The following is a 23,183-nucleotide window of genomic DNA, read 5'->3' on the forward strand; positions in this document are numbered from 1 at the left end:
AACGACCAGAGGAACGACCAGAGGAAGAGGGAGCGAGGGCCTGTGAGCGAGTTTCCGGTATCCGGTGCGGGTGAGATGACGGTGGCGACCGCCTTCGCGGGGATGAGAAGGGTGGCTCCCGTGGTGTTCAAGGCCGGCTGCCCGGACTGCCGGGGCCGCTTCGAGCTCGCCGCGAGCGCGCTGCGGCTCGCCATCGGTGCCAGCAGCAGGACGACGTTCTACTCCTTCACCTGCCCCGACTGCGGCGCCGCGGTCCGCAAACCGGCCGGGGCGCGGATCGTGGAACTCCTCACCGGCGGCGGCGTGCGGACCCTGCGCCTGCACTCCAGGGTGTAGCGGGCGGGCCGGCCGGTGAGGGGCCGGCGCGAGGCAGGGTGCGGACCGCGGCGGGCGACCGTCTAGTCTCGTCGTCATGTTCTGGCCGATGTTCGCCGTAGCCATGGGATTCCTGGGTCTTGCCGTGCTGGGGGTGCTCGCCGTCCGGGTGTTCGTGGCGGCCCGTCGCCTCGGACAGCAGGTGACGGACTCGGCACGCCGTATCAACCGGGCCGCCGAGGACCTGGAGCGGGCGACCGCGAGCGCGGCCCGCGCCGTGGACACGCTGTGAGCCGCGCCCGGCGGTGGGCGTGAGACCAGCGATACAAGCGATTTGAGTCGCTTCGCCCTGTCATGCTGCCCTGCCGGACAGGTACCCTGCTGGTCGCGGTGCGGAGAACGAGGCCCGCATCGTGGACCGGGAGTACGCACGGGGATTGCCTCACGTTTACCCCTGAGCGTTACGATCGCTGCCAGCACGACCATCGGACACATGTCCGACTGGTCGGACAGCACCCCACCCAGCCGCCTCGGTGAGAAGGTAAAGATTCATGTTCGGTGGAAAAATCGGAGCTCCCGAGATCATTCTGATCCTCGTCGTCATCATCCTGCTGTTCGGCGCGAAGAAGCTTCCGGACATGGCCCGCTCGCTCGGCAAGTCCGCCCGCATCCTCAAGAGCGAGGCGAAGGCGATGAAGGAAGAGGGCAAGACCTCCACCCCGGCGCCCGGTACCACCGACCAGTCCTCGGCCCAGCGCACCATCCAGGCGGCCCCCGGTGACGTGAACAGCTCGCGGCCGGTCAACGAGCCGACGGATTCCACCCAGCGCTGACACAAGGCCGGAAAGCCCCGGCCTGCCGCACGAGATGAGGACGTGGGTTGCTCAAGCCTGCCCGCAAGAAGGAGAGAGATCCCGAGGGGCGGATGCCTCTCGCGGATCACCTTCGTGAGCTCCGCAACCGGCTCGCGAAGGCGATGCTGGCCATCGTCATCGTGACGATCGTCGCGGCCTTCTACTACAACGACATCATCAACTTCCTGACGGAGCCGATCCTGGATTCGGTCGGCTGCCGGGAGACCTTCGCTGAGCTGGCCAAGTCCAATGGCAAGACCCAGTGCGCGGAGATCACGATCAATGGTCTTCTCGCGCCGTTCACGCTGGCCCTCCAGGTCTCGCTGATGGCCGGCGTCGTGGCCGCCTCGCCGATCTGGCTCTACCAGCTCTGGGCGTTCGTCGCGCCGGGTCTGCACAGGCACGAGAAGAAGTACGCCTACGCCTTCGTCTTCACCGGCGCCCCGCTGTTCTTCGGCGGCGCCTTCTTCGCGTACAAGCTGCTGCCGACCACGGCCAAGGTGCTGATCGACTTCACACCGAACGGCAACATCAAGAACCTGCTGCCGCTCGACGACCTGCTCCAGCTGGTCACCCGCATGGTGATCGTCTTCGGCCTCTCCTTCGAGCTGCCGCTGCTGCTGGTCATGCTCAACCTCACCGGAGTACTGACCGGCAAGCGCATGCTGAGCTGGTGGCGTGCCATGATCCTCGGCATCACGGTCTTCGCGGCCGTGGCCACCCCGAGCACCGACCCGCTGTCCATGCTGGCCCTGGCCGGGCCGATCTGGGTGCTGTACTTCGCGGCGGTCGCGTTCTCGCTCCTCAACGACAAGCGCCGGCGCGTCCGCGAGGCCGCGGGCCCCGACGACGACGAGGCCTCCGAGCTGGACCTCACGCCCGAGGAGATCGACGAGGTCGAGCCGGTCGCGGCCAGCCGCGCCCTGCCCGAGCAGAAGAGCACCGACCGGGTCAACGGCTACGACGACGTGACCTGACCGGTCCGCCCCGGCCCCGAGGGGCCCGGCCGGCACCGAGCCGCTGGACGTCCTGCCCCCGCCTCCTGAATCCGCTCAGGGGCGGGGGCATCCGTCTGTGCCGCCGCAGGACCCGGTACGGCCGGGGCCACGGTCCGCCCGTCCGCCGCCCGCCCGTCCGCGATCCGGATAATGATCGTCCTGTTGTCAGTGGGGCCCGGTACGCTCGAAAGTACGATGACAGAGGATCTCTCACCGGCCGAGCGGTACGCGGCAGCCCGCAGGCGGGCAGCCGAGCAGGCCACCGCACTCGCCTCCTTCCGCGAGATGTACGACTTCGGCCTCGACCCCTTCCAGATCGAGGCCTGTCAGGCACTCGAAGCGGGCAAGGGCGTGCTGGTGGCCGCCCCCACCGGCTCGGGCAAGACGATCGTGGGCGAGTTCGCCGTCCACCTCGCCCTGCGGCAGGGCAAGAAGTGCTTCTACACGACACCCATCAAGGCGCTGTCGAACCAGAAGTACGCCGACCTGTGCCGTCGCTACGGCACCGACAAGGTCGGCCTGCTCACCGGCGACAACAGCGTGAATTCCGACGCCCCGGTGGTCGTGATGACCACCGAGGTGCTGCGGAACATGCTCTACGCCGGCTCGCAGACCCTCCTCGGCCTCGGTTATGTGGTCATGGACGAGGTGCACTACCTCTCCGACCGCTTCCGCGGCGCCGTCTGGGAGGAAGTGATCATCCACCTCCCGGAGTCGGTGACCCTGGTCTCGCTCTCCGCGACCGTGTCCAACGCCGAGGAGTTCGGCGACTGGCTGGACACCGTCCGCGGCGACACCGAGGTGATCGTCTCCGAGCACCGGCCCGTGCCGCTGTTCCAGCACGTGCTCGCCGGCCGGCGGATGTACGACCTGTTCGAGGAGGGCGAGGGCCACAAGAAGGCCGTCAACCCCGACCTGGCCCGCCTCGCCCGCATGGAGGCCACCAGACCGTCGTACCAGGACCGCAGGCGCGGCCGGGCGATGCGCGAGGCCGACCGGGAGCGGGAGCGCAGGCAGCGCTCGCGGGCGTGGACGCCGGGCCGCCCCGAGGTCATCGAGCGCCTGGACTCCGAGGGCCTGCTGCCCGCCATCACCTTCATCTTCAGCCGCGCCGCCTGCGAGGCCGCCGTCCAGCAGTGCCTGTACGCGGGCCTCAGGCTCAATGACGAGGAGGCGCGGGAACAGGTCCGCGCGCTGGTCGAGGAGCGCACCGCCCACATCGCCCACGAGGACCTGCACGTCCTCGGCTACTACGAGTGGCTGGAGGGTCTGGAGCGGGGCATCGCCGCCCACCACGCGGGCATGCTGCCGACCTTCAAGGAGGTCGTGGAGGATCTGTTCGTCCGCGGCCTGGTCAAGGCGGTGTTCGCCACCGAGACGCTCGCGCTCGGCATCAACATGCCGGCCCGCTCGGTGGTGCTGGAGAAGCTCGTCAAGTGGAACGGCGAGCAGCACGCCGACATCACGCCCGGCGAGTACACCCAGCTCACCGGCCGTGCCGGCCGCCGGGGCATCGACGTCGAGGGCCACGCCGTGGTCCTGTGGCAGCGCGGCATGAGCCCCGAGCACCTGGCGGGTCTCGCGGGCACGCGCACGTACCCGCTGCGCTCCAGCTTCAAGCCGTCGTACAACATGGCGGTCAACCTGGTCGAGCAGTTCGGCCGGCACCGCTCGCGCGAGCTGCTGGAGACCTCCTTCGCGCAGTTCCAGGCCGACAAGTCGGTCGTCGGCATCTCCCGCCAGGTGCAGCGCAACGAGGAGGGCCTGGCCGGCTACAAGGCGTCCATGACCTGCCACCTCGGCGACTTCGACGAGTACGCGCGGCTGCGCCGGGAGCTGAAGGACCGGGAGACCGAGCTGGCCCGGCAGGGCGCCTCCGAGCGCCGGGCGGAGGCCGCCGTCGCCTTGGAGAAGCTGAAGCCGGGCGATGTCATCCACGTGCCCACGGGCAAGTACGCGGGCCTCGCGCTGGTGCTGGACCCGGGCCTGCCCGCGGGCCGCTCCGGCGGACACCGCGCCTTCGACCACCACGACGGTCCGCGCCCGCTGGTGCTGACCGCCGAACGGCAGGTCAAGCGGCTGGCGACGATGGACTTCCCGGTGCCGGTGGAGCCGCTGGACCGGATGCGGATCCCGAAGTCCTTCAACCCGCGCTCGCCGCAGTCCCGCCGGGACCTCGCCTCCGCGCTGCGCACGAAGGCCGGGCACATCCCGCCGGAGCGGGCCCGCAAGAAGCGCTCGCAGGCCGCCGACGACCGCGAGATCGCGCGGCTGCGCACGGCGATCCGGGCGCACCCCTGCCACGGCTGCGACGACCGTGAGGACCACGCCCGCTGGGCCGAGCGCTACCACCGGCTGCTGCGCGACACCTCGCAGCTGGAGCGGCGCATCGAGGGGCGTACGAACACCATCGCGCGCACCTTCGACCGGATCGTGGCGCTGCTGACCGAGCTGGACTATCTGCGGGGCAACGAGGTCACCGAGCACGGCAAGCGGCTGGCGCGGCTGTACGGCGAACTGGACCTGCTGGCCAGTGAGTGCCTGCGGGAGCGCGTCTGGGAAGGGCTGAGCCCGGCCGAACTCGCCGCGTGCGTCTCGGCGCTGGTGTACGAGGCGCGGGCCGCGGACGACGCCATGGCGCCGAAGCTGCCCTCGGGCAAGGCCAAGGCGGCGCTCGGCGAGATGGTCCGGATCTGGGGCCGGCTCGACGCCCTGGAGGAGGACTTCCGGATCAGGCAGACCGAGGGCGTCGGCCAGCGCGAGCCCGACCTCGGCTTCGCCTGGGCCGCCTATATGTGGGCCTCCGGCAAGGGGCTGGACGAGGTGCTGCGCGAGGCGGACATGCCGGCCGGTGACTTCGTGCGCTGGTGCAAGCAGGTCATCGACGTGCTCGGGCAGGTCTCGGCGGCCGCGCCCGCGGAGGGCTCGACCGTGGCCAAGGCCGCGCGGAAGGCCGTCGACCAACTGCTGCGGGGAGTCGTGGCCTACTCGTCCGTGGGCTGAGCCGCCCGAGGACCGCGAAGACCGCTCGCCGGGGGAAACCGAGGCCGCACCTGTCCGGGTGCGGCCTCGCGTGCTATATCACTCGTTACGGTGAGTGACATTCGCACGCCTGTACGTCGATACTTTCTGTGTGCGAATGACAGCGGAACGTGTGAAGAGAGTCGAGCGTACTCCTGTCGCCGGGTCGATTTCAGGTGCTTGCCGAAGATGACACGGCGTTGATCCGCTCGGGCTAAGCTCGCCCGCGGCGCACCGAGTTGAGGCAATTCGCGCGCCTGTTCCCTTGTGGGAAGTACGTCCTGACAGTTCCCCATATCTTCCCCCGCAAGCCCCGCCCCACACCCAGCCGATTCGTCACAGAAGGCATCCATGGTGAGTGTTCAGAAGCCTCCAGGCCGCCGTGAACGTCCCTATGCGCGCGTGCTGTTGCCGCCGACCATAGTGATGGCCGCCGCGGCCGGAGCCGCCGTCGCCCTGGTACCGCCCGCGGCCCGGACGGCCGTCGGCGTCTGCGGAGCACTGGCCGTGCTGCTGGTCCTCTGCACCGCCGGGGAGGCAGCCCGGCGCGGCCGGCTGCTGCGCGAGGCCCGGGCCGAACACTCCCGCCACGCCGCCTCTCTGCACCAGCAGATCGCGCTGCACCACCACCTGATGGAGCGCTTCGCCAAGGACGTGCTGCCCCTCGGCTTCATCCGGCTGCGCCGCGGCGAGGCGCTCCGGGACACCGTGCGCTACGTCTTCGACGAGGACCCGGAACTGCACGGCCTGCCCGACGGTTACCGCGAGCTGGTACGCGTCTCGCTGACCGGCGCCGACCACGAGATCTCGATGCGCGACGCCACCGAGCGCTCCTACGTGAGCATCGCCCGCCGCGTCCAGGCCATCGTCCACCAGCAGGCCAAGGAACTGCGGGAGATGGAGGAGGACCACGGGCGCAACCCCGAGGTCTTCGACGACCTGCTGCGCATCGACCACGGCACCTCGCTGATCGGCCGCCTCGCCGACACCATCTCCGTCCTCGGCGGCGGCCGGCCCGGCCGCCAGTGGCCCCTGCCGGTCTCCCTGTACAGCACGCTGCGCGGCGCGATGTCCCGCATCCTGGAGTACCGCCGCATCGAACTGAGTTCCATCGTCAACATCAACATCAAGGGCACCGCGGTCGAGCCGGTCATCCACGCCGCCGCCGAACTCCTCGACAACGCCACCCGCTACTCGCCGCCCACGACCAAGGTGCACGTCACCGCCTCCGAGGTGCAGGCCGGCATCGCCATCGAGATCGAGGACGCGGGCGTCAGCCTCAGCGAGGAGTCCCGCGCCCGGATCGAGAAGGCCATCGAGGACGCCAGGAACCTCGACGACGCGGACAACCTCGGCGAGAACCCGCGCCTCGGCCTCGCCGTCGTCGGCCGGCTCTGCAAGCAGTTCGACATGGAGGTCTCGCTGCGCTCCTCCGCCTACGGCGGTGTCCGCGCGATCCTCATCGTGCCGCGCGTCATGACGACCACCGAGCCCGGTGTCGGCGTCGCCCACGGCATCGGCGCCACCGGAATCCCCAAGCCCGAACTGGGCGCCGTGGAGGGCCCCAAGCGCCCGCCCAAGACCCGCCGCCCCACCAGCCCCAAGATCCCCGCCGGAATCTCCCTGGAGGACGACATCCCGGAGGTCACCGAGTGGACCGCGACCGGGCTGCCGCAGCGCCGCAGCCGGGTGAAGGTCCCGCTCAGCCAGCGGATCGCGGAACAGGCCGCCATCGAGCGGGCCGAGCGCGAGGGCAGGCCCACCATCTGGTCCCGGACCCGGTCCGAACCGGAACCCGCGCCCGAGATCGACCCCGAGCGGCAGAAGCTCCTGGACCGGCCGATCGGCTCCGGGATCGAGGCCTTCTGGAAGGGCCTCAGGGAGGGCATGCCCCCGGACGCCACCGGCCCCGAGCTGACCGACTTCACCCGTAACCCGACCAAGTACCTGCATCTGCTCAAAGATCCGGCCGAATACGCCCAGGGTGCCATCGGGGCCGACGACGAGGGGGACCTCAAGTGATCCAGCAGCGAGCGAACCTGGACTGGATGCTCAAGCAGCTCAACGACGGCGTCCCGGGTATCGAGATGATCGTGGTCCTGTCCGCCGACGGCCTGCGCATCGCCCGCTACGGCGGCGACCCCGACGCCGCCGACCGGGTGGCCGCCGCCTGCGCGGGCGTACAGAGCCTGGCCGGCGCCATCATCCAGGAACTGCCGGGCGCCGGCGCCATGAAGCTCGTCGTGTTCGAGATCGAGGGCGGCTACTTCTACCTGATGAACGCCGGCCCCAACGCCTTCCTCGCCGTGCTCGCCGACGTCACCTGCGAACCCGGCCGGATGAGCGGCATGATGCGCGACCTCGTCGTCCGGATCGGCGCCCACCTCACCAGTCCGCCCCGGCGGAACGGGCAGACCGTATGACCCCTCCACGACGCAAACGGCGCCGGCCGCAGCACCAGCCGCTCCCGTCGCTGACGGTCGCGAAACCGGCGGGCGGCGCGCAGAAGCCCGGCAATCCCGAACGGCTCTACACCATCGCCGGATCGGCGGACGGCAAACGCGCCGAACTCGACCTGGTGACCCTGATCGTGGCCCGCTCCACACCCCCCTTGTCCGCCTCCCCCGAGGTGGCGGCTGTGCTCCGGCTGTGCACCGCCCCCCTGTCCATGGCCGAGCTGTCGGCCTACCTCCAACTGCCGTTCAGCGCGACGACCGTACTGATCACCGAGTTGATCCAGGCGGAACTGGTGCAGGCGCGCGCCCCGATCATCCGCAAGGCGGCATTCGACCGTTCACTCCTCGAAGCGGTGATGCATGGACTTCAAAGGCTCTGACACGATCCCCGGCCCGCGCACCGAGGATCATCTGCCGCACACGGCCCAGGCCGCGGCGAAGATCGTGATCGTGGGCGGATTCGGCGTCGGCAAGACCACCATGGTCGGCTCCGTCAGCGAGATCAGACCGCTGACCACCGAGGAGACCATGACCCAGGCCGGCATCGGCGTGGACGACGACTACGGCTCCGACTCCAAGACGGCCACCACCGTGGCCATGGACTTCGGCCGTATCAGCATCACCGGCGAACTGGTGCTCTACCTCTTCGGCACCCCCGGCCAGGAGCGCTTCTGGTTCCTGTGGAACGGCCTGTTCGAAGGCGCCCTCGGCGCGGTCGTCCTCGTCGACACCCGGCGCCTGGAGGTCAGCTTCGACGTCATGGGCCGGCTGGAGGAACGCGGCGTGCCCTTCGTCGTCGCCGTGAACTCCTTTCCCGACGCCCCTCACTACCCGGTCGAGGAGCTGCGCTCCGCGCTGGACCTGGGCCCGGAGATCCCGATCATCGAGTGCGATGTGCGCCGCCGGGCCTCCAGCAAGGACGTGCTGCTGACCCTGACCCGCTTCCTGCACTCCCTCGCCCTGTCCGGCGCTCTCACCTGACCCACCGCCGGCCCGCCTCCCATCCGTTCCGGAGCGACACCACCGTGACGTCTGAAACCCCCTCCCCGACCGGCACAGACCCCCTCGTCCCACCGCCGGGCTGCCCCGCGCACGGTCTCGGCCCCGGGACACCGCGACGGCTCTACGGCCCCGATGCCGAGGACCTGGCCGGCCTCTACGAACGCCTGCGCGAAGAGTACGGCCCGGTGGCCCCCGTGCTGCTCCACGGCGACGTACCCATGTGGGTCGTCCTCGGGCACGCCGAGAACCTGCAACTGGTGCGCAGCCCCTCGCAGTACACCCGGGACAGCCGGATCTGGTCCCCGCTGGAGGACGGCCGGATCAAGCCCGACCACCCGCTCATGCCGCACATCGCCTGGCAGCCCATCTGCTCGCACGCCGAGGGCGCCGAGCACGAGCGGCTGCGCGACGCGGTCACCGCGGCCATGGTCACCATCGATCACCGCAGCGTCCGCCGGCACATCGGCCGCCACACCCAGGCCCTCGTCAACGGCTTCTGCGAGTGCGGGCGGGCCGACCTGGTCTCGCAGTTCGCCGAGCACCTGCCGATGGCCGTGATGTGCGAGATCCTCGGCATGCCCGAGGAGTACAACGACCGGATGGTGCAGGCCGCGCGGGACGCCCTGAAGGGCACCGAGACCGCCATCCAGAGCCACACCTACGTCATGGACGCGCTCAACCGGCTCACCACCCGGCGGCGCGCCCGGCCCGAGGACGACTTCACCAGCCACCTCCTCGGCCACCCGGCCGGGCTGACCGACGACGAGGTGCGCGAACATCTGCGGCTCGTGCTGTTCGCCGCCTACGAGGCGACGGCGAACCTCCTCGCCAACGCGCTGCGCATGGTCCTCACCGAGCCGGGCTTCCGGGCCCAGCTCAACGGCGGCCAGATGACCGTCCCGGAGGCGATCGAGCAGTCCCTCTGGGACGAGCCGCCGTTCAGCACGGTCTTCGGCTACTACGCCAAGCAGGACACGGAGCTGGGCGGCCGGCGCATCCGCAAGGGCGACGGGCTGCTGTTCGCGCCCGCTCCCGGCAACGTCGACCCGAGGGTGCGGCCGGATCCGTCGGCGAGCATGCAGGGCAACCGCTCCCACCTCGCCTTCGGCGGCGGCCCGCACGAGTGCCCCGGGCAGGACATCGGCCGTGCCATCGCCGACGTCGGCGTGGACGCGCTGCTGACCCGGCTGTCCGACATCCAGCTCGACTGCGCCGAGGAGGACCTCCGCTGGCGGTCGTCCATCGCCTCCCGGCACCTGGTGGCCCTGCCGGTCCGCTTCGAACCCAAGGCGCAGCAGGACGTGGACCTGCCGCCGCGGGCCATGCCGGTCCCGCCGCAGCGCTCCGGCTGGCAGGTCGGCGCCCTGAGCAGCGACCCGGACCCGGCCGGCCCGCCCCGGCCGGCCGCCACCGACCCGCTGCCCGCACCTAAACCCGTGCCTCCGGCCCCCGAACCGGCCGGCCCGAGCGGCCCGTGGCGGCGGCTGCTGCGCTGGTGGCACGGCGGCTGACACCCGGCGGCCGGGCGTCAGCCGGGAGGCCCGGCCGCGCCGGACCAGTCGGTGTACGACGTCCAGGCCCGCAGGTGACGGCCGCTGGTGAAGGCGTGGTGCGCGCCGGTGACCGGGTCGGTGAACTCCAGGCGCCGGGCGAGCAGTTGCAGCGGGCGCCGGAAGTCGCCGGCCGGCACCGGGTCGGTCACCTCGGGATACAGCGGATCGCCGAGGATGGGCACGCCCAGCGCGGCCAGATGCACCCGTAGCTGGTGGGTCTGGCCGGTCGCCGGGACCAGCCGGTAGCGGCCCAGCCCGGACCGGTGTTCGACCAGCTCCACCCGGGTCTCGGCGTTCGGTTCGCCCGCGACCTCCCGGGCGGCCGGCACCCCGCGCTCCTTCAGGATCCGGCTGCGCACGGTGCGGGGGAGGGCGAGCGCGGGATCGTACGGGGCGACGGCCTCGTACTCCTTGTGCACGCGCCGGTCCCGGAACAGGTTCTGGTAGGCGCCGCGTTCCCCGGGGCGCACCGTGAACAGCACCAGTCCGGCGGTGAGCCGGTCCAGGCGGTGCGCCGCCGTCAGCGCCGGCAGATCCAGCTCGTGCCGGAGCCGGGCCAGCGCGGTCTGGGCGACATGCGAGCCGCGCGGGGTGGTGGCCAGGAAGTGCGGCTTGTCGGCCACCACGATGTGCTCGTCCCGGTACAGCACCTCCACCGGGAACGGCACCGGCACCTCGGCGGGCAGCTCGCGGTGGAACCAGACGAACATGCCGGGCCGGTAGGGGGCGTCCGGCGTCACGGGCCGCCCGTCGGCGCCGACCACCTGGCCGGCGGCGAACATCGCCTCCACCATTGCGGGCCCGGCCCCCGTGAGCCGCTCCACCAGATGCTCCCGCACGGTGGCCCACGCCCCGCCCACCGGCAGCCGCACCCGTACGGGATCGACTCCGTCGCGCTGGGGGAGCGGGGCGGGCGGGGGCGGCGTGCGGCGTCTCATCGGCGTCAAGGGTACGGCGGCGTCAAGGAGGTGGTCGTACGGTCACCCGGGGACGGTCGAAAACCGGTGGGTCGTGCGGCCGTGCACCCGGCAGGATGTGGATCATGCCGTTTCTCATCAAGCCGGTCCTCACCCCCGGTGCCCTCGCCCGCGGTCCGCAGCCCGCCCTTCCCGCCGCCGACGGCCTGGTCCTGCGCCCGTGGCGGGCCGAGGACGCCCCCGCCGTGCACGCCGCCTTCCAGGACCCGGCGATGCACCAGTGGCACATAAGGGCCTGCGACTCCGAGGAGGAGGCCGCCGGCTGGATCGCGCAGTGGCAGGCGTCCTGGACGCGCGAGAGCGAGGCCCAGTGGGCCGTCGTGGACGAGCGGACGGACGAGCTGCGGGGCCGGGTCGCGCTCCGGCAGATACTGCTCGGTGACGGTGTCGCCGAGGTGGCGTACTGGACGGTGGCGCGGGCGCGCGGGCAGGGTGTCGCCGCCCGGGCCGCCGCCGCCCTGTCCCACTGGGCCTTCGAGGAGATCGGCTTCCACCGCCTCGAACTCTTCCACGCCACCGCCAACGAGGCGTCCTGCCGGGTCGCGGCCAAGGCCGGTTTCGTGCTGGAGGGCACCAAGCGCAGCGCCCTCCTCCACCAGGACGGCTGGCACGACATGCACTTCCACGCGCGTGTGCGGGGAGACTGAGCGGGGCCCGGCCCGGCCCCGCTCGCTCAGGCCGCCGCCGTCGTCGTGTCGCCCTCCTGCTCGGCCTCCACCCGGGCGTTCCACTCGCGCTTGGAGGCCTGCCAGCCGTCCTCGTTGTGGCCGAGGCGCCAGTAGCCGGAGATCGACAGGTCCTCGCGCGGGACCTGGTGCTCGATGCGCAGCAGCCGGCGCAGTTCCTTCACGACGCCCGCCTCGCCGTGCACGAAGGCGTGCACCCGGCCCTGCGGGAACTCCAGGCCCCGCACGGCCTCCAGCAGGGCCTCGCCGACCGGCCGGTCGCCGCGGTGCAGCCAGACGACCCGCACGCCGGTGTCGATCTTCTGCTCCTCCTCGGGGCCGGAGACCTCGACGAAGGCGTGCGCGCGGGCGCCGGCGGGCAGCTTCTCCAGGGCGCGGGCGATGGCCGGCAGCGCGCTCTCGTCGCCGGCGAGCAGATGCCAGTCGGCCGCCGGGTCGGGCGTGTAGGCACCGCCGGGGCCCATGAAGCGCACGGTCTCGCCGGGCTGTACGCGGGCGGCCCAGGGGCCGGCCAGGCCCTCGTCGCCGTGGATCACGAAGTCCAGGGTCAGCTCGCGCCGCTCCGCGTCCCAGTCGCGCACGGTGTACGTCCGGGTCACCGGCCACTGCTCGCGCGGGAACTCGGCGCGGATCCGCTCCAGGTCGAAGGGTTCCGGGTAGCTGACGCCGGCGGCGCCGAACAGCAGCTTCACGTAGTGGTCGGTGCAGGTGTCCGCGGCGAATCCGGCGAGACCCGCGCCGCCGAGCACCACACGCTGCATGTGCGGGGTCAGCCGCTCGGTGCGTACCACCTGGGCGGTTTGGGCCTTGCGCGGCTTTCGTCCCGGGCGCTCTGCCATGACGGCCTCCTGCGGGGTTGGTTAGGTTTACCTAAGTTAGCACCTCTGTCGATTCAACACCCCTTCCGTGAGACGGTCATGAGAGCCTTTTGCCGGAATCTTTCCCTCGGCGCCCGCCGGACCGGCCTCCCGGCCCGGCCGGATCAGCCCGTCAGAGTGGTCAGCAGCCGCTGAAGCGAGCCGCCCAGTCCCCAGCGTCGTCCCAGCCCGGCCAGCGCCGCCGGGTCGTGCGGAGTGCGCGGCACGGCCGTGCCGACCTCCGGCAGCGGGACGTCGCCGGCCACCCGCACCACCTTCGGCGCGACCGCCAGATACGGCCGGGCCTCGGTCAGCCGCTTGCGCTGCGACGGCGTCAGCTTCGCCGCCGGATCGTCCACCGCCGCCATGATCCCGGCCAGGTCGCCGAACTCGGCGAGCAGCTTGGCGGCCGTCTTCTCGCCGATCCCGGCCACGCCCGGCAGGCCGTCGCTGGGGTCGCCGCGCAGCAGCGCCAGGTCCGCGTACCCGCGCCCGTCGACGCCATACTTCTCGCGCAGCACCGCCTCGTCGGTCAGCTGGAGCGTGCCGACGCCCTTCAGGGGATAGAGCACCCGGACCCCGCGCTCGTCGTCCACCAGCTGGTACAGATCGCGGTCGCCGGTGACGATGTCGACCGGGCCCCGGGCCCGCGCGGTGAACGTGCCGATCACGTCGTCCGCCTCGTACCCCGCGACGCCCACGCGCGCGATGCCGATCGCGTCGAGCACCTCCTCGATCACCGGCACCTGCGGGGCGAGGGTGTCCGGCACCTCTTCCGCGTCCGGCGCGTCCGTGTGCTCCTCGGCGACCCGGTGCGCCTTGTAGGTGGGGACGAGATCCACCCGCCACTGCGGGCGCCAGTCGGCGTCCATGCAGGCCACCAGGTGGTCCGGCCGGTGGTCCTTGACCAGCCGGTCGATGAAGTCCAGCAGCCCGCGCACCGCGTTGACGGGCGTGCCGTCCGGTGCCCGCACCGAGTCCGGGACGCCGAAGTAGGCGCGGAAGTACAGCGAGGCGGTGTCGAGAAGCATGAGTCGTCCGGTCACGCACGCATCATGCCGCACACCACCGACAGCGCCCCGTCATCCCGCGCGGCACCGACCGCGCCCCGCGAGCCGGGAACGCGTTGCGTGACGCGCACTGCCGTGAACCGGGCCACTTGCGGGTTTGCCCCGCCTTGACCTGGGGAGGCGCGGCCTCTGTCCTGTCCCCGGAGACGAGAGGTGCGCGTGTCACCCAGGCTTGAGGCAGAACATCTGTTCAAGGTGTTCGGAAGACGACCCGACGACGCGGTGGAGCGGCTGCGGCGCGGCGCCGACCGGGCGGAGCTGCGCGCGGACGGCGCGACGGCGGCCGTGATCGACGCCTCCTTCCGCGTCGAGGCCGGCGAGATCTTCGTCGTGATGGGACTGTCGGGCTCCGGCAAGTCCACCCTGCTGCGCATGCTCAACGGGCTGCTGGAGCCGACCGCGGGCAGCGTGCGCTTCGACGGGCAGGACCTGGCGGCGCTCGGCGACCGGGAGCTGCGCGAACTGCGCTCCAAGAAGATCAGCATGGTCTTCCAGCACTTCGCGCTGTTCCCGCACCGCAGTGTCCGGGACAACGCCGCCTACGGCCTGGAAGTGCAGGGCGTGCCCCGCGCCGAGCGCGAGCGCCGCGCCGACGAGGCGCTCGCCCTGTGCGGCCTGGCCGGCTGGGAGACGTCCTGGCCCGACGAGCTGTCCGGCGGCATGCAGCAGCGCGTCGGCCTCGCCCGCGCCCTCGCCACCGACGCGGACCTGCTGCTGATGGACGAGTCCTTCAGCGCCCTGGACCCGCTGATCCGCCGCGACATGCAGGACCAGCTGCTGGAGCTGCAGAAGACCCTGAAGAAGACGATCGTCTTCATCACCCACGACCTCAACGAGGCCATGCGGCTCGGCGACCGCGTCGCCGTGATGCGCGACGGCCGCATCGTGCAGACCGGCACCGCCGAGGACATCCTGCTGCGCCCCGAGAACGACTACGTGGCCTCCTTCATCCAGGACGTGGACCGCTCCCGGGTGCTGACGGCGGGCGCGCTCATGGACACCTCGGTGACGGCCGACGCCCCCCTGTGCCGCTGCGAGACGGCGACCCGGCAGACGCCGTTCACGGAGCTGTGCGCGATCAGCGCCCGGCTCTCCCACCGCGTCTCGGTGGTGGACGAGGCGGGCCGGGTCGTCGGGGTGGTGCCGCGGCAGCGCCTGCTCGGCTTCCTCGGCGACGAGACGGCCGCTCCCGCGGCCTGCGACAACCCCGAAGGGAAGGTGATCAGCCGTGCCTAGGATCCACCTCGGCGACTGGGTCGACTCCGGCGTGGACTGGCTGGTCGCCCACCTCTCCTGGCTGTTCGACGCCGTCAAGGCCGTCATGGAGGGCATGTACGACGGCATCGACACCGTGCTCGCCGCCCCGCAGCCGCTGCTGATGGCCGGCATCCTCGCCGTGCTCGCCTGGTGGCTGCGCGGACTGCTCGCCGGCGTCCTCGCCTTCGCCGGATTCGCCCTGGTCGACTCGCTCGACCTGTGGGACCGGGCCATGTCCACCCTGGCGCTGGTCCTGGTGGCGACCGTGATCGCCCTGCTGATCTCCCTGCCGCTGGGCATCTGGGCCGCCCGTTCCAAGGCGGTCAGTGCCGCCGTACGGCCGGTCCTGGACCTGCTCCAGACCATGCCCTCCATGGTGCTGCTGATCCCGGCCATGCTCTTCTTCGGGCTCGGCACCGCCGCGGGCGTCGTCGCCACCCTGATCTTCGCGCTCGCCCCCGGCGTCCGCATGACCGAGCTGGGCATCCGCCAGGTCGACGCCGAACTGGTCGAGGCCGCCGAGGCCTTCGGCACCGCCCCGCGCAACATCCTGTGGCGGGTGCAGCTGCCGCTGGCCCTGCCGACCATCATGGCCGGCGTCAACCAGGTGATCATGCTGGGCCTGTCCATGGTCGTCATCGCGGGCATGGTCGGCACCGGCGGCCTCGGCGGCGCGGTCAACGAGGCCATCGGCCAGCTCGACATCGGCTACGGCTTCGAGGCGGGCGTCGGCATCGTCGTCCTCGCCGTCTACCTGGACCGGGTGACCGGCGCGCTCGGCACCCAGCTCTCCCCGCTGGGCCGCAGGGCCGCCGCGAAGGCACGCACGCGCGCGTGGTCGTACCGCCCGCGCCCGGCCGTCGCGCTGGCCGGAGTGGTCGTCCTCGCCCTCGTCGCGGGCGGACTCGGCGTCTTCGGCTCCACCGCGGGCACCTCCGAGGCCTCCGGCACGGACGTCGGCAAGGGCAAGGAGATCAGGATCGGCTACATCCCGTGGGACGAGGGCATCGCCTCCACCTTCCTGTGGCAGGAGATCCTTCGCGAGCGCGGTTTCAAGGTCAGCACCACCCAGTACGCGGCCGGCCCGCTCTACACCGGCCTCGCCACCGGCCAGCTCGACTTCCAGACCGACTCCTGGCTGCCCACCACGCACGCCGAGTACTGGGCGAAGTACGGCAGGCAGCTGGACGACCTCGGCAAGTGGTACGGCCCCACCTCCCTGGAGCTGAGCGTGCCCTCCTATGTCAAGGACGTGAACTCCCTGGCGGACCTGAAGGACCACGCCTCCGAGTTCGGCGGGAAGATCATCGGCATCGAGCCCAGCGCGGGCATGATGAGCCTGCTCAAGAGCAAGGTGCTGAAGGAGTACGGCCTCGAAGGCGACTACGACGTGGTCGACGGCTCCACCCCGGCCATGCTCGCCGAACTGAAACGCGCCTACGCCCGGCACCAGCCGGTGCTCGTCACCCTCTGGTCGCCGCACTGGGCCTACAGCGACTACGACCTGAAGAAGCTCGGCGACCCCAAGGGCGCCTGGGGCAAGGGCGACGGCGTGCACACCCTCGCCCGCAAGGGCTTCGCCGCCGACAACCCGCGCGTCGGCCAGTGGCTGAAGGACTTCTCCATGACCGAGGAGCAGCTGACCGGCCTGGAGGCGCGGATCCAGAAGGCCGGCAAGGGCAAGGAGCAGGACGCCGTCCGCGGCTGGCTGCGCGACCACCCCGGTCTGGTCGACAAGTGGGCTCCCGTCGCCAAGGACGGCACCCGCAGCGAGGCGGCCGGGTGACCTGACCGTCCCGGACCGCCTCCCGAGGGGCGGGCGCCGCCGGACGCCGACACGCGTCCGGTGCCGCCCGCCCCTCGGCTGTCGTGCCCACGACTCACTTCAGGCCAATCACCCCCCGTGACGAGCCCTGGCCCGGACCCGGGCCGGGACCGGCCGGCCGGCGGCCTCATCCGCCCGGCGGACCCGCTCGGAGGCCCGCCGCGCACCCGGCACACTGGCGCGAACAGTAAGGGTGGGGGAACAGGGAGACGTCGGGGATGTGACAGGCACGTGAAACGGTTTGCCGAACATGCGTAGGGTGCAGAGAAGTCATCGGAAGAGGGACGCCCCGAGAGGGGCACCCGGACAGCGGTACGACGAGCGAGGGAGGGAGCCGGAGCGATGGGCGACCACAAAGAGCAGCCCGTGCGCGTGGGCGCGGCCGTCCGGCGGCGCCGCCGCGCGCTGGAGCTGACCCTCGCCGTCGTGGCCGAGCGCAGCGGCCTGTCGGTGCCCTTCCTCAGCCAGGTCGAGAACGACCGGGCCCGCCCGAGCCGTACGTCCCTGGAGAAGGTGGCCGACGCCCTGCGCACCACGGCCGTCGAACTCCTCGCCGCCGCCGACCCGGCGGCCAGCGTGGACGTGGTGCGCGCCGAACCGGTCGACGAGGGCGACTTCGACCCGCGCACCCGCGCCCTGGTGCGCGGCCACCACCAGCTGCACGCCTCCGAGTTCACCGGCGACCACGACGCCGGCCGCGAGTTCCGGCACCGCAACGACGAGCTGATGTACGTCGCCGACGGCGCGGTGGAGATCGAGGCCGAGGGCCGCGCCTACCGCCTCGGCCGGGGCGACACCCTGTATCTGACCGGCGGCGTCCGGCACCGCTGGCGGGCCACGGTCCCGGACACCCGGATCATCGTGGTGGCGGTCGCCGAGCACATCGAGGCCGTCCAGGACAGGTCCCGCTGAGCGGCGGGCGTGCGGGCGGCGCCGTGACGCGGGTGGTCTCCCTCGTCCCGTCCCTGACCGAGGCCGTCGCCGTGACGCTGCCCGGCGCCCTCGCCGGCGCCACCGACTGGTGCACCCACCCGGCCGGCCTCGACGTCCCGCGCGTCGGCGGCACGAAGAACCCCCGGGTGGACCGGATCGTCTCCCTCGCCCCCGACCTGGTGATCGCCAACGAGGAGGAGAACCGCGCCCCCGACCTGGACGCCCTGCGCGCCGCCGGCATCGAGGTGCTGGTCACCGAGGTGCGCGGCGTGCCGCAGGCCCTCACCGAGCTGGACCGGATGCTCACCGCGTGCGGCGCCCGGAGCCGGCCCGCCTGGCTGGACGCGGCGGAGACGGCCTGGACCGCCCTGCCCGCGCCCGAGGTGCGGACGACGGCGGTCGTGCCCGTCTGGCGCCGGCCCTGGATGGTCCTCGGCCGGGACACCTTCGCCGGCGACGTCCTGGCCCGCCTCGGCGTGGACCACGTCTACGCCGGCCACCCCGACCGCTATCCGCGCGTCGACCTGGACGAGCTGCGCGCCCGCGCTCCCGACCTGGTCGTCCTGCCCGACGAGCCGTACCGCTTCACCGCCGGCGACGGCCCCGAGGCCTTCCCCGGCCTGCGCTGCGCCCTGGTCAGCGGACGGCACCTGACGTGGTACGGCCCGTCGCTGGCACGAGCACCACGGACGCTGGCCGCGGCCCTGCGAGCAGCTCGCCGCTGACCAGGCCGCGCACGGTGCCGCGGGCCGCCGCGAGCCAGGCCGCCACCAGCACGGCGTACAGGCCGACGGCCAGCGCCTCGTACACCGCCAGACCGGTGTGCCGGGCCAGGACGGCGGCGCCGGTGACGCAGGTGCCCACCGGGAAGGTGAACGCCCACCAGGTCAGCGCGAACCCCATGCCGTGCCGCCGGGCCCGCACCACGTGCGCGGTCGCCCAGGCCAGCCAGAGCAGCGCGAACCCCATCACCGGCACGCCGTACAGCACGGCGAAGACCGCGAGGCCACGGTCGTAGGGAGCGGGTACGACGCCCGGGGCGGCGTCCGCGATCAGGCCGGTGGCGGTGGCGGACTGCCCGAGCGGGCCGAGCACCAGGAACAGGGTCGGGGTGAGCGCGAGCGGCAGCGGCCCGCAGGTGATCAGCCGGGCGAAGACCAGCGGCAGTGTCAGCAGCACGGCCAGCAGGCTCAGCCCGAACAGCGCGAGACACGCCAGCAGCAGTGTCTCCCGGGGCTGTCCCGGCGGCAGGTGCGGCACCAGCAGCGGGCCGAGCGCGGCCGACACCATGGGCGCGACCAGCGGCAGCAGCCACACCGGGCTGGCCTGGGCGGGCTCGACGCGGTGCCGTACGGCCATCAGGTACGGCACGGCGACGGCGGCCGCGAGCCCGGCCGCCGTACCGGCGGTGAACAGCACGGTGTCCAGGGCGACGGCCGCGCGGGTGCCGATCAGGTCCCGGCCGGTCGTCAGGGCGCCGCCGCCGACCGACAGCAGGGCCATGGCCGGACAGCCGTGGAAGGGGGCCATGGCCGGGTCGAGGAGATGGGCGCGGGCCTGGTCGCGGTGGCGGGCCCAGTGCAGGGCGCGGGCCGCCAGCAGGGCCACGAGCAGCAGCAGCGACAGCAGCCACACGGCCGCGAAGACCCCGCGCGGCCCGTTCGCCGGTGCGGGCAGCGCGACACCGGCCGAACCGAGGATCGCGGTGCCCATCACGGAGGCGTACCAGTTGGGGCCGAGGTGTCTGAGCGGGAGCGTACGAGGCGGGGCTGCGGTGACCATGCCCTCACCGTTTCCCATCGGTTCGCCCCTGACCAGGGAGTTCCGGTCTATGAGGGCATAAGCTGGTCTTATGAGCAGGGCCGAGGGACAGCAGGAACGCACGGGATCTCTGGCGCACCGGGTGCCGGACCTCGCCGCGCTGGAGCTGCTGCTCGCGGTGGCGCGGCTGGGCAGTCTGGGCGCGGCGGCCCGCGAGGTCGGCATCACCCAGCCGGCCGCGAGCAGCCGGCTGCGCTCCATGGAACGGCAGCTGGGAGTGGCCCTCGTCGACCGCTCTCCGCGCGGCTCCCGGCTCACCGACGCGGGCGCCCTGGTCACGGACTGGGCCCGCCGGGTGGTGGAGGCGGCGGCGGTCTTCGACGCGGGCGCGCGGGCGCTGCGGGACCGGCGGGACTCCCGGCTCAGGGTCGCGGCCAGCATGACCATCGCCGAGTACCTGCTGCCCGGCTGGCTGCTGGCGCTGCACGCCGAGCGGCCCGACACGGCCGTCTCGCTGCTCGCGGGCAACTCGGCGAAGGTCGCGGAACTGCTGCTGGCCGGGGAGGCGGACCTCGGGTTCGTGGAGGGGCTGTCCGTGCCCACGGGTCTGGAGTCGACGGTCATCGCCCACGACCGGCTGATCGTCGTCACCGCTCCCGGCCACCCGTGGGCCCGGCGCCGGCGGCCCCTGACGGCGGCGGAGCTGGCCGCCACCCCGCTCATCCTCCGCGAGCGCGGCTCGGGCACCCGCCAGGTCCTGGACGCGGCGCTCGGCGGCCTGGCCCGCCCGCTGATCGAGCTGTCCTCGACCACGGCGGTCAAGGCGTCCGCGGTCAGCGGCGCGGGCCCCTCCGTCCTCAGCGAACTGGCGGTGGGCGAGGAACTGTCGCTGCGCCGCCTGGTCAGCATCCCCATAGAAGGCGTCCCGTTGCGCCGAGCCCTCAGAGCGGTCTGGCCCACCGGCCACCGCCCCACGGGCCCGGCCAGAGAACTCCTGTCGCTCACCCGCGCGTGAGCCCCGAGAGACGCGCGGGACCGCGCGCCCGGCCGCGACGCACCCGCACCCGGCGCACGACGACCGCCCCGTGGCGTGATCCCCGAAAAACCGTTGGCAGGTCCGCGGCAGCGCCCGGCAGGATGCTCCGCATGACCCTCACCGCCCCGCCCGCCGCGGGCGTCCGCGCCGCCTGGGACACCCTCCCGGCCGTCGTCCGCGCCGCCGTCGGTGACGTGCTGGGCGCGCCGGTCGTGCGCGCCGTGACCCAGCCCGGCGGCTTCTCCCCGGGCGTGGCCGCCCGGGTCCGCACCGCCGCCGGCCGCACCGGTTTCGTCAAGGCCGTGAGCGCCGAGACCAACCCGCACAGCCCCGGCCTGCACCGCAAGGAGGCCCGGCACGCCGCCGCGCTGCCGGGCGGCGTGCCCGCGCCGCGGCTGCTCGGCTCGTACGACGACGGCACCTGGGTCGCGCTGGTCTTCGAGGAGGTGCCGGGCCGCCAGCCGCACGTGCCCTGGCGGCCGGCGGAACTGCGCCGCGTGCTCGGCGCCGTGACCGTCCTCGCCCGCACCCCCGCCCCCGAGGTCGACGCCCCGCCCGTCGCCGAGGACCTCGCCGACGCCTTCTCGGGCTGGCGGCGGCTGGCCGACGGCGAGGCCGGTGACGTCCGGGACCGGCTCGGCGAGTGGACCGCCGGCCGGCTGCCGGAACTCGCCGCGCTGGAGGCCGGGTGGGCCGACGGCGCGTCCGGCGACACCCTGGCCCACGGCGACCTGCGCGCGGACAACATCCTGCTCACGGACGACGGCGGCGTCGTCTTCGTGGACTGGCCGCACGCCCTGCGCGCCGCGCCCTGGTTCGACCTGCTGGTGATGCTGCCGTGCGTGCGCGCCCAGGGCGGACCGGACCCCGAGGAGGTGTTCACCGCGCATCCCGTGGGCCGGGCCGCGGACCCGGCCGCCGTGACCGCGGCGCTGACCGCCCTCACCGGCTACTTCCTGCACAGCTCGCTGAAGCCGGCCCCGTCCGGCCTGCCCACCCTGCGCCCCTTCCAGCGGGCCCAGGGCGAGGCCGCTCTGGCCTGGCTCAGGACGCGGCTGTCACCAGGGCGCGCATGACCCGTAGGTCCTCGGACTGCTCGGGATGCCACTGCACGCCGAGCACCCAGCCCCGGTCCGCCGGCAGCTCCACGGCCTCCACGGTGCCGTCCGCCGCGTAGGCCGACGGCACCAGGCCGGCGCCGAGCCGCTCCACCGCCTGGTGGTGGTACGTCGGCACGGTCAGCTCCTCCGGGACGATCCCGCCGTACAGCGTCCCCGGCACCGGCTTCACCGGGTGGCCGCCGAACACGCCGACCGTCTCCGCGTGCCCGTCCAGGTGCTGGACCAACGTGCCGCCCAGGGCGACGTTCAGCAGCTGCATGCCCCGGCAGACGCCGAGCAGCGGCACGCCCGCCGCCAGCGCGGCCTCGATCAACGCCAGCTCCCAGGCGTCCCGCTCGTGCGCGGGCGGTCCGGTGCGCGCGGAGCGCTCGGCGCCGTAGCGGGCCGGGTCGACGTCCGGGCCGCCGGCGACGACCAGCCCGTCCAGCCGGGCCACCGCGGCGGCGGCCCGCTCCGGCGCGTCCGGCGGCAGCAGGAACGCCAGCCCGCCGGCCCGCTGCACCAGCCGCGGATACGCGGCCGGCAGCAGCACCGCCTCCAGCTCCCACACCCCCCAGCGCGCACCGGACTCCAGATACGTGCTCACGCCGATCAGCGGCCGTGCCGTCATGCTGCCCTCCCGGGTACCCGGCGGTCCTCGTCCACCGTGCTCCGTCGCGGCGCCCGCTTCAAGAGCGCCTCCCATAAAGGTTTACTTCCGAACCTTTGTTTGCCCGTTCACGCCAGGAAGCCCCGCAGCAGGGCCGCCGTACCCGCGCAGTGCTCGCGCATCATCTCCCGGGCCCCGTCCGCGTCCCCCTCCAGCACCGCCTCCACCAGCGCGGTGTGCTGCCGCTGGGAGTGCTCCAGGTTGCGCACCAGCAGCGGGATGCAGTCCAGCAGGCCGTTGACCGTGGCCCGGACCGCCGCGTACCGCGCGGCCAGCGACGGCGAGCCGCACAGCTCGGCCAGCGTCAGGTGGAGCAGCGTGTCGGCCCGCCGGTAGTCCGCGAGCGGGACCTCGTGGGTGCGCTCCAGCGCCTGCCGCAGCCGCTCCGCGCGCTCCCCGGCCAGCCCGTGCGCCGCGCACAGCCCGGCCGCGCCCACCTCCAGCACCTCCCGGAAGCGCAGCACGTCCTCGATGTCCACGCCCGCCACCCGGCGGCGCAGCTCGTCCTCGCCGCCCGCGTCCGGCCGCGGCAGCACGAACGTTCCGCCGTACCGCCCGCGCCGCGGCCGGACCAGCCCCTGGTCCTGGAGCACCTTCAGCACCTCGCGCAGCGTCACCCGGCTGATCCCGAGCCGTTCCGCCAGCTCCCGCTCGGCCGGCAGCCGCCCGCCGGCCGGCACCAGGCCCAGCCGGACGACCTGGAGTATCTGCTCCAGCGCCTCCTCGAAGCCGTTGCCCGCCCGCACCGGCCGCAGCACCGCGGCGAGCCGGTCCTCCGGCCCGCCCGGGCCCCCGTCCCGCGCCATCGGCTG

General features: G+C 72.9%; 23 protein-coding genes. 17 read left to right on the top strand and 6 right to left on the bottom strand.

Features of this window, described 5'->3' with window-relative positions; translation table 11 throughout:
• Window positions 1-75: 75 nt before the first annotated feature.
• The 10 genes from SCK26_RS29820 (at window position 76) to SCK26_RS29865 (ending at window position 10,157) form a co-directional block, all read left to right on the top strand.
• Window positions 76-336 (top strand): hypothetical protein, encoded by a 261-nt coding sequence (locus SCK26_RS29820; RefSeq protein ID WP_318204435.1) that lies wholly within the window; start codon window positions 76-78, stop codon window positions 334-336.
• Window positions 337-412: 76 nt separating this feature from the next.
• Window positions 413-607 carry a hypothetical protein gene (locus SCK26_RS29825; RefSeq protein ID WP_318204436.1) on the top strand — a complete coding sequence of 65 codons (195 nt, stop codon included), beginning with the start codon at window positions 413-415 and terminating at the stop codon, window positions 605-607.
• A gap of 259 nt (window positions 608-866) precedes the next feature.
• A complete protein-coding gene (gene tatA, locus SCK26_RS29830; RefSeq protein WP_318204437.1) occupies window positions 867-1,148 on the top strand; it encodes a Sec-independent protein translocase subunit TatA in 282 nt (93 codons plus the stop codon).
• 47 nt (window positions 1,149-1,195) lie between these two features.
• Entirely contained in the window at window positions 1,196-2,146 is a 951-nt protein-coding gene (gene tatC / locus SCK26_RS29835) for a twin-arginine translocase subunit TatC (protein WP_318204438.1), read from the top strand.
• A gap of 171 nt (window positions 2,147-2,317) precedes the next feature.
• Window positions 2,318-5,170: a DEAD/DEAH box helicase gene (locus SCK26_RS29840; RefSeq protein WP_318204439.1), complete on the top strand. Its 2,853-nt coding sequence runs from the start codon at window positions 2,318-2,320 to the stop codon at window positions 5,168-5,170.
• Between the two features lie 369 nt (window positions 5,171-5,539).
• Window positions 5,540-7,210 (top strand): sensor histidine kinase, encoded by a 1,671-nt coding sequence (locus SCK26_RS29845; protein ID WP_318204440.1) that lies wholly within the window; start codon window positions 5,540-5,542, stop codon window positions 7,208-7,210.
• A complete protein-coding gene (locus tag SCK26_RS29850) occupies window positions 7,207-7,611 on the top strand; it encodes a roadblock/LC7 domain-containing protein (RefSeq protein WP_318204441.1) in 405 nt (134 codons plus the stop codon). Before SCK26_RS29845 ends, SCK26_RS29850 begins: the two co-directional genes overlap by 4 nt.
• Entirely contained in the window at window positions 7,608-8,024 is a 417-nt protein-coding gene (locus SCK26_RS29855) for a DUF742 domain-containing protein (protein ID WP_318204442.1), read from the top strand. The genes SCK26_RS29850 and SCK26_RS29855 overlap by 4 nt, the downstream gene beginning before the upstream one ends.
• Window positions 8,005-8,625 carry a GTP-binding protein gene (locus tag SCK26_RS29860; RefSeq protein ID WP_318204443.1) on the top strand — a complete coding sequence of 207 codons (621 nt, stop codon included), beginning with the start codon at window positions 8,005-8,007 and terminating at the stop codon, window positions 8,623-8,625. The genes SCK26_RS29855 and SCK26_RS29860 overlap by 20 nt, the downstream gene beginning before the upstream one ends.
• Before the next feature lie 44 nt (window positions 8,626-8,669).
• Entirely contained in the window at window positions 8,670-10,157 is a 1,488-nt protein-coding gene (locus SCK26_RS29865; RefSeq protein WP_318204444.1) for a cytochrome P450, read from the top strand.
• A 17-nt stretch (window positions 10,158-10,174) separates the two neighbouring features.
• Here the strand turns inward: SCK26_RS29865 and SCK26_RS29870 are convergent, their stop codons facing one another.
• Window positions 10,175-11,137 (bottom strand): RluA family pseudouridine synthase, encoded by a 963-nt coding sequence (locus tag SCK26_RS29870; protein WP_318204445.1) that lies wholly within the window; start codon window positions 11,135-11,137, stop codon window positions 10,175-10,177.
• A 104-nt stretch (window positions 11,138-11,241) separates the two neighbouring features.
• On the opposite strand from SCK26_RS29870, the gene SCK26_RS29875 reads away from it, so the two are divergent.
• Window positions 11,242-11,823, top strand: coding sequence for a GNAT family N-acetyltransferase (locus SCK26_RS29875; protein ID WP_318204446.1), 582 nt, complete (start codon window positions 11,242-11,244; stop codon window positions 11,821-11,823).
• Window positions 11,824-11,849: 26 nt separating this feature from the next.
• Here SCK26_RS29875 and SCK26_RS29880 read toward each other — a convergent pair whose 3' ends face one another.
• Together SCK26_RS29880 and SCK26_RS29885 are read right to left on the bottom strand one after the other, a co-directional pair.
• The gene (locus SCK26_RS29880) at window positions 11,850-12,701 is read right to left on the bottom strand and encodes a siderophore-interacting protein (protein WP_318204447.1); all 852 of its coding nucleotides are present in this window, start codon (window positions 12,699-12,701) and stop codon (window positions 11,850-11,852) included.
• Window positions 12,702-12,844: 143 nt separating this feature from the next.
• The gene (locus SCK26_RS29885; RefSeq protein WP_318204448.1) at window positions 12,845-13,765 is read right to left on the bottom strand and encodes a 5'-3' exonuclease; all 921 of its coding nucleotides are present in this window, start codon (window positions 13,763-13,765) and stop codon (window positions 12,845-12,847) included.
• A gap of 183 nt (window positions 13,766-13,948) precedes the next feature.
• On the opposite strand from SCK26_RS29885, the gene SCK26_RS29890 reads away from it, so the two are divergent.
• From SCK26_RS29890 to SCK26_RS29905, 4 genes are all read left to right on the top strand, one after another.
• Window positions 13,949-15,025 (top strand): glycine betaine/L-proline ABC transporter ATP-binding protein, encoded by a 1,077-nt coding sequence (locus SCK26_RS29890; protein ID WP_318204449.1) that lies wholly within the window; start codon window positions 13,949-13,951, stop codon window positions 15,023-15,025.
• Entirely contained in the window at window positions 15,018-16,832 is a 1,815-nt protein-coding gene (locus SCK26_RS29895; protein WP_318204450.1) for an ABC transporter permease/substrate binding protein, read from the top strand. The genes SCK26_RS29890 and SCK26_RS29895 overlap by 8 nt, the downstream gene beginning before the upstream one ends.
• 381 nt (window positions 16,833-17,213) lie before the next feature.
• Window positions 17,214-17,783, top strand: a complete 570-nt coding sequence (locus tag SCK26_RS29900; RefSeq protein ID WP_318204451.1) for a helix-turn-helix domain-containing protein — start codon at window positions 17,214-17,216, stop codon at window positions 17,781-17,783.
• Window positions 17,784-17,806: 23 nt separating this feature from the next.
• Window positions 17,807-18,529 carry a helical backbone metal receptor gene (locus tag SCK26_RS29905; protein ID WP_318204452.1) on the top strand — a complete coding sequence of 241 codons (723 nt, stop codon included), beginning with the start codon at window positions 17,807-17,809 and terminating at the stop codon, window positions 18,527-18,529.
• On the opposite strand, the gene SCK26_RS29910 is transcribed toward SCK26_RS29905, so the two are convergent.
• A complete protein-coding gene (locus tag SCK26_RS29910) occupies window positions 18,441-19,586 on the bottom strand; it encodes a TDT family transporter (protein ID WP_318204453.1) in 1,146 nt (381 codons plus the stop codon). The two genes, SCK26_RS29905 and SCK26_RS29910, sit on opposite strands and share 89 nt — an antisense overlap.
• Before the next feature lie 70 nt (window positions 19,587-19,656).
• Between SCK26_RS29910 and SCK26_RS29915 the strand changes: the two genes are divergently transcribed.
• Together SCK26_RS29915 and SCK26_RS29920 are read left to right on the top strand one after the other, a co-directional pair.
• Window positions 19,657-20,580 (top strand): LysR family transcriptional regulator, encoded by a 924-nt coding sequence (locus SCK26_RS29915; protein WP_318204454.1) that lies wholly within the window; start codon window positions 19,657-19,659, stop codon window positions 20,578-20,580.
• A gap of 131 nt (window positions 20,581-20,711) precedes the next feature.
• Window positions 20,712-21,677, top strand: a complete 966-nt coding sequence (locus SCK26_RS29920) for an aminoglycoside phosphotransferase family protein (RefSeq protein WP_318204455.1) — start codon at window positions 20,712-20,714, stop codon at window positions 21,675-21,677.
• On the opposite strand, the gene SCK26_RS29925 is transcribed toward SCK26_RS29920, so the two are convergent.
• Together SCK26_RS29925 and SCK26_RS29930 are read right to left on the bottom strand one after the other, a co-directional pair.
• Entirely contained in the window at window positions 21,646-22,332 is a 687-nt protein-coding gene (locus SCK26_RS29925) for a gamma-glutamyl-gamma-aminobutyrate hydrolase family protein (protein WP_318204456.1), read from the bottom strand. The genes SCK26_RS29920 and SCK26_RS29925 overlap by 32 nt on opposite strands.
• Before the next feature lie 107 nt (window positions 22,333-22,439).
• A complete protein-coding gene (locus SCK26_RS29930; protein WP_318204457.1) occupies window positions 22,440-23,177 on the bottom strand; it encodes a FadR/GntR family transcriptional regulator in 738 nt (245 codons plus the stop codon).
• Window positions 23,178-23,183 lie beyond the last annotated feature (6 nt).

The organism is Streptomyces sp. SCL15-4, assembly GCF_033366695.1.
Taxonomy (GTDB): domain Bacteria; phylum Actinomycetota; class Actinomycetes; order Streptomycetales; family Streptomycetaceae; genus Streptomyces.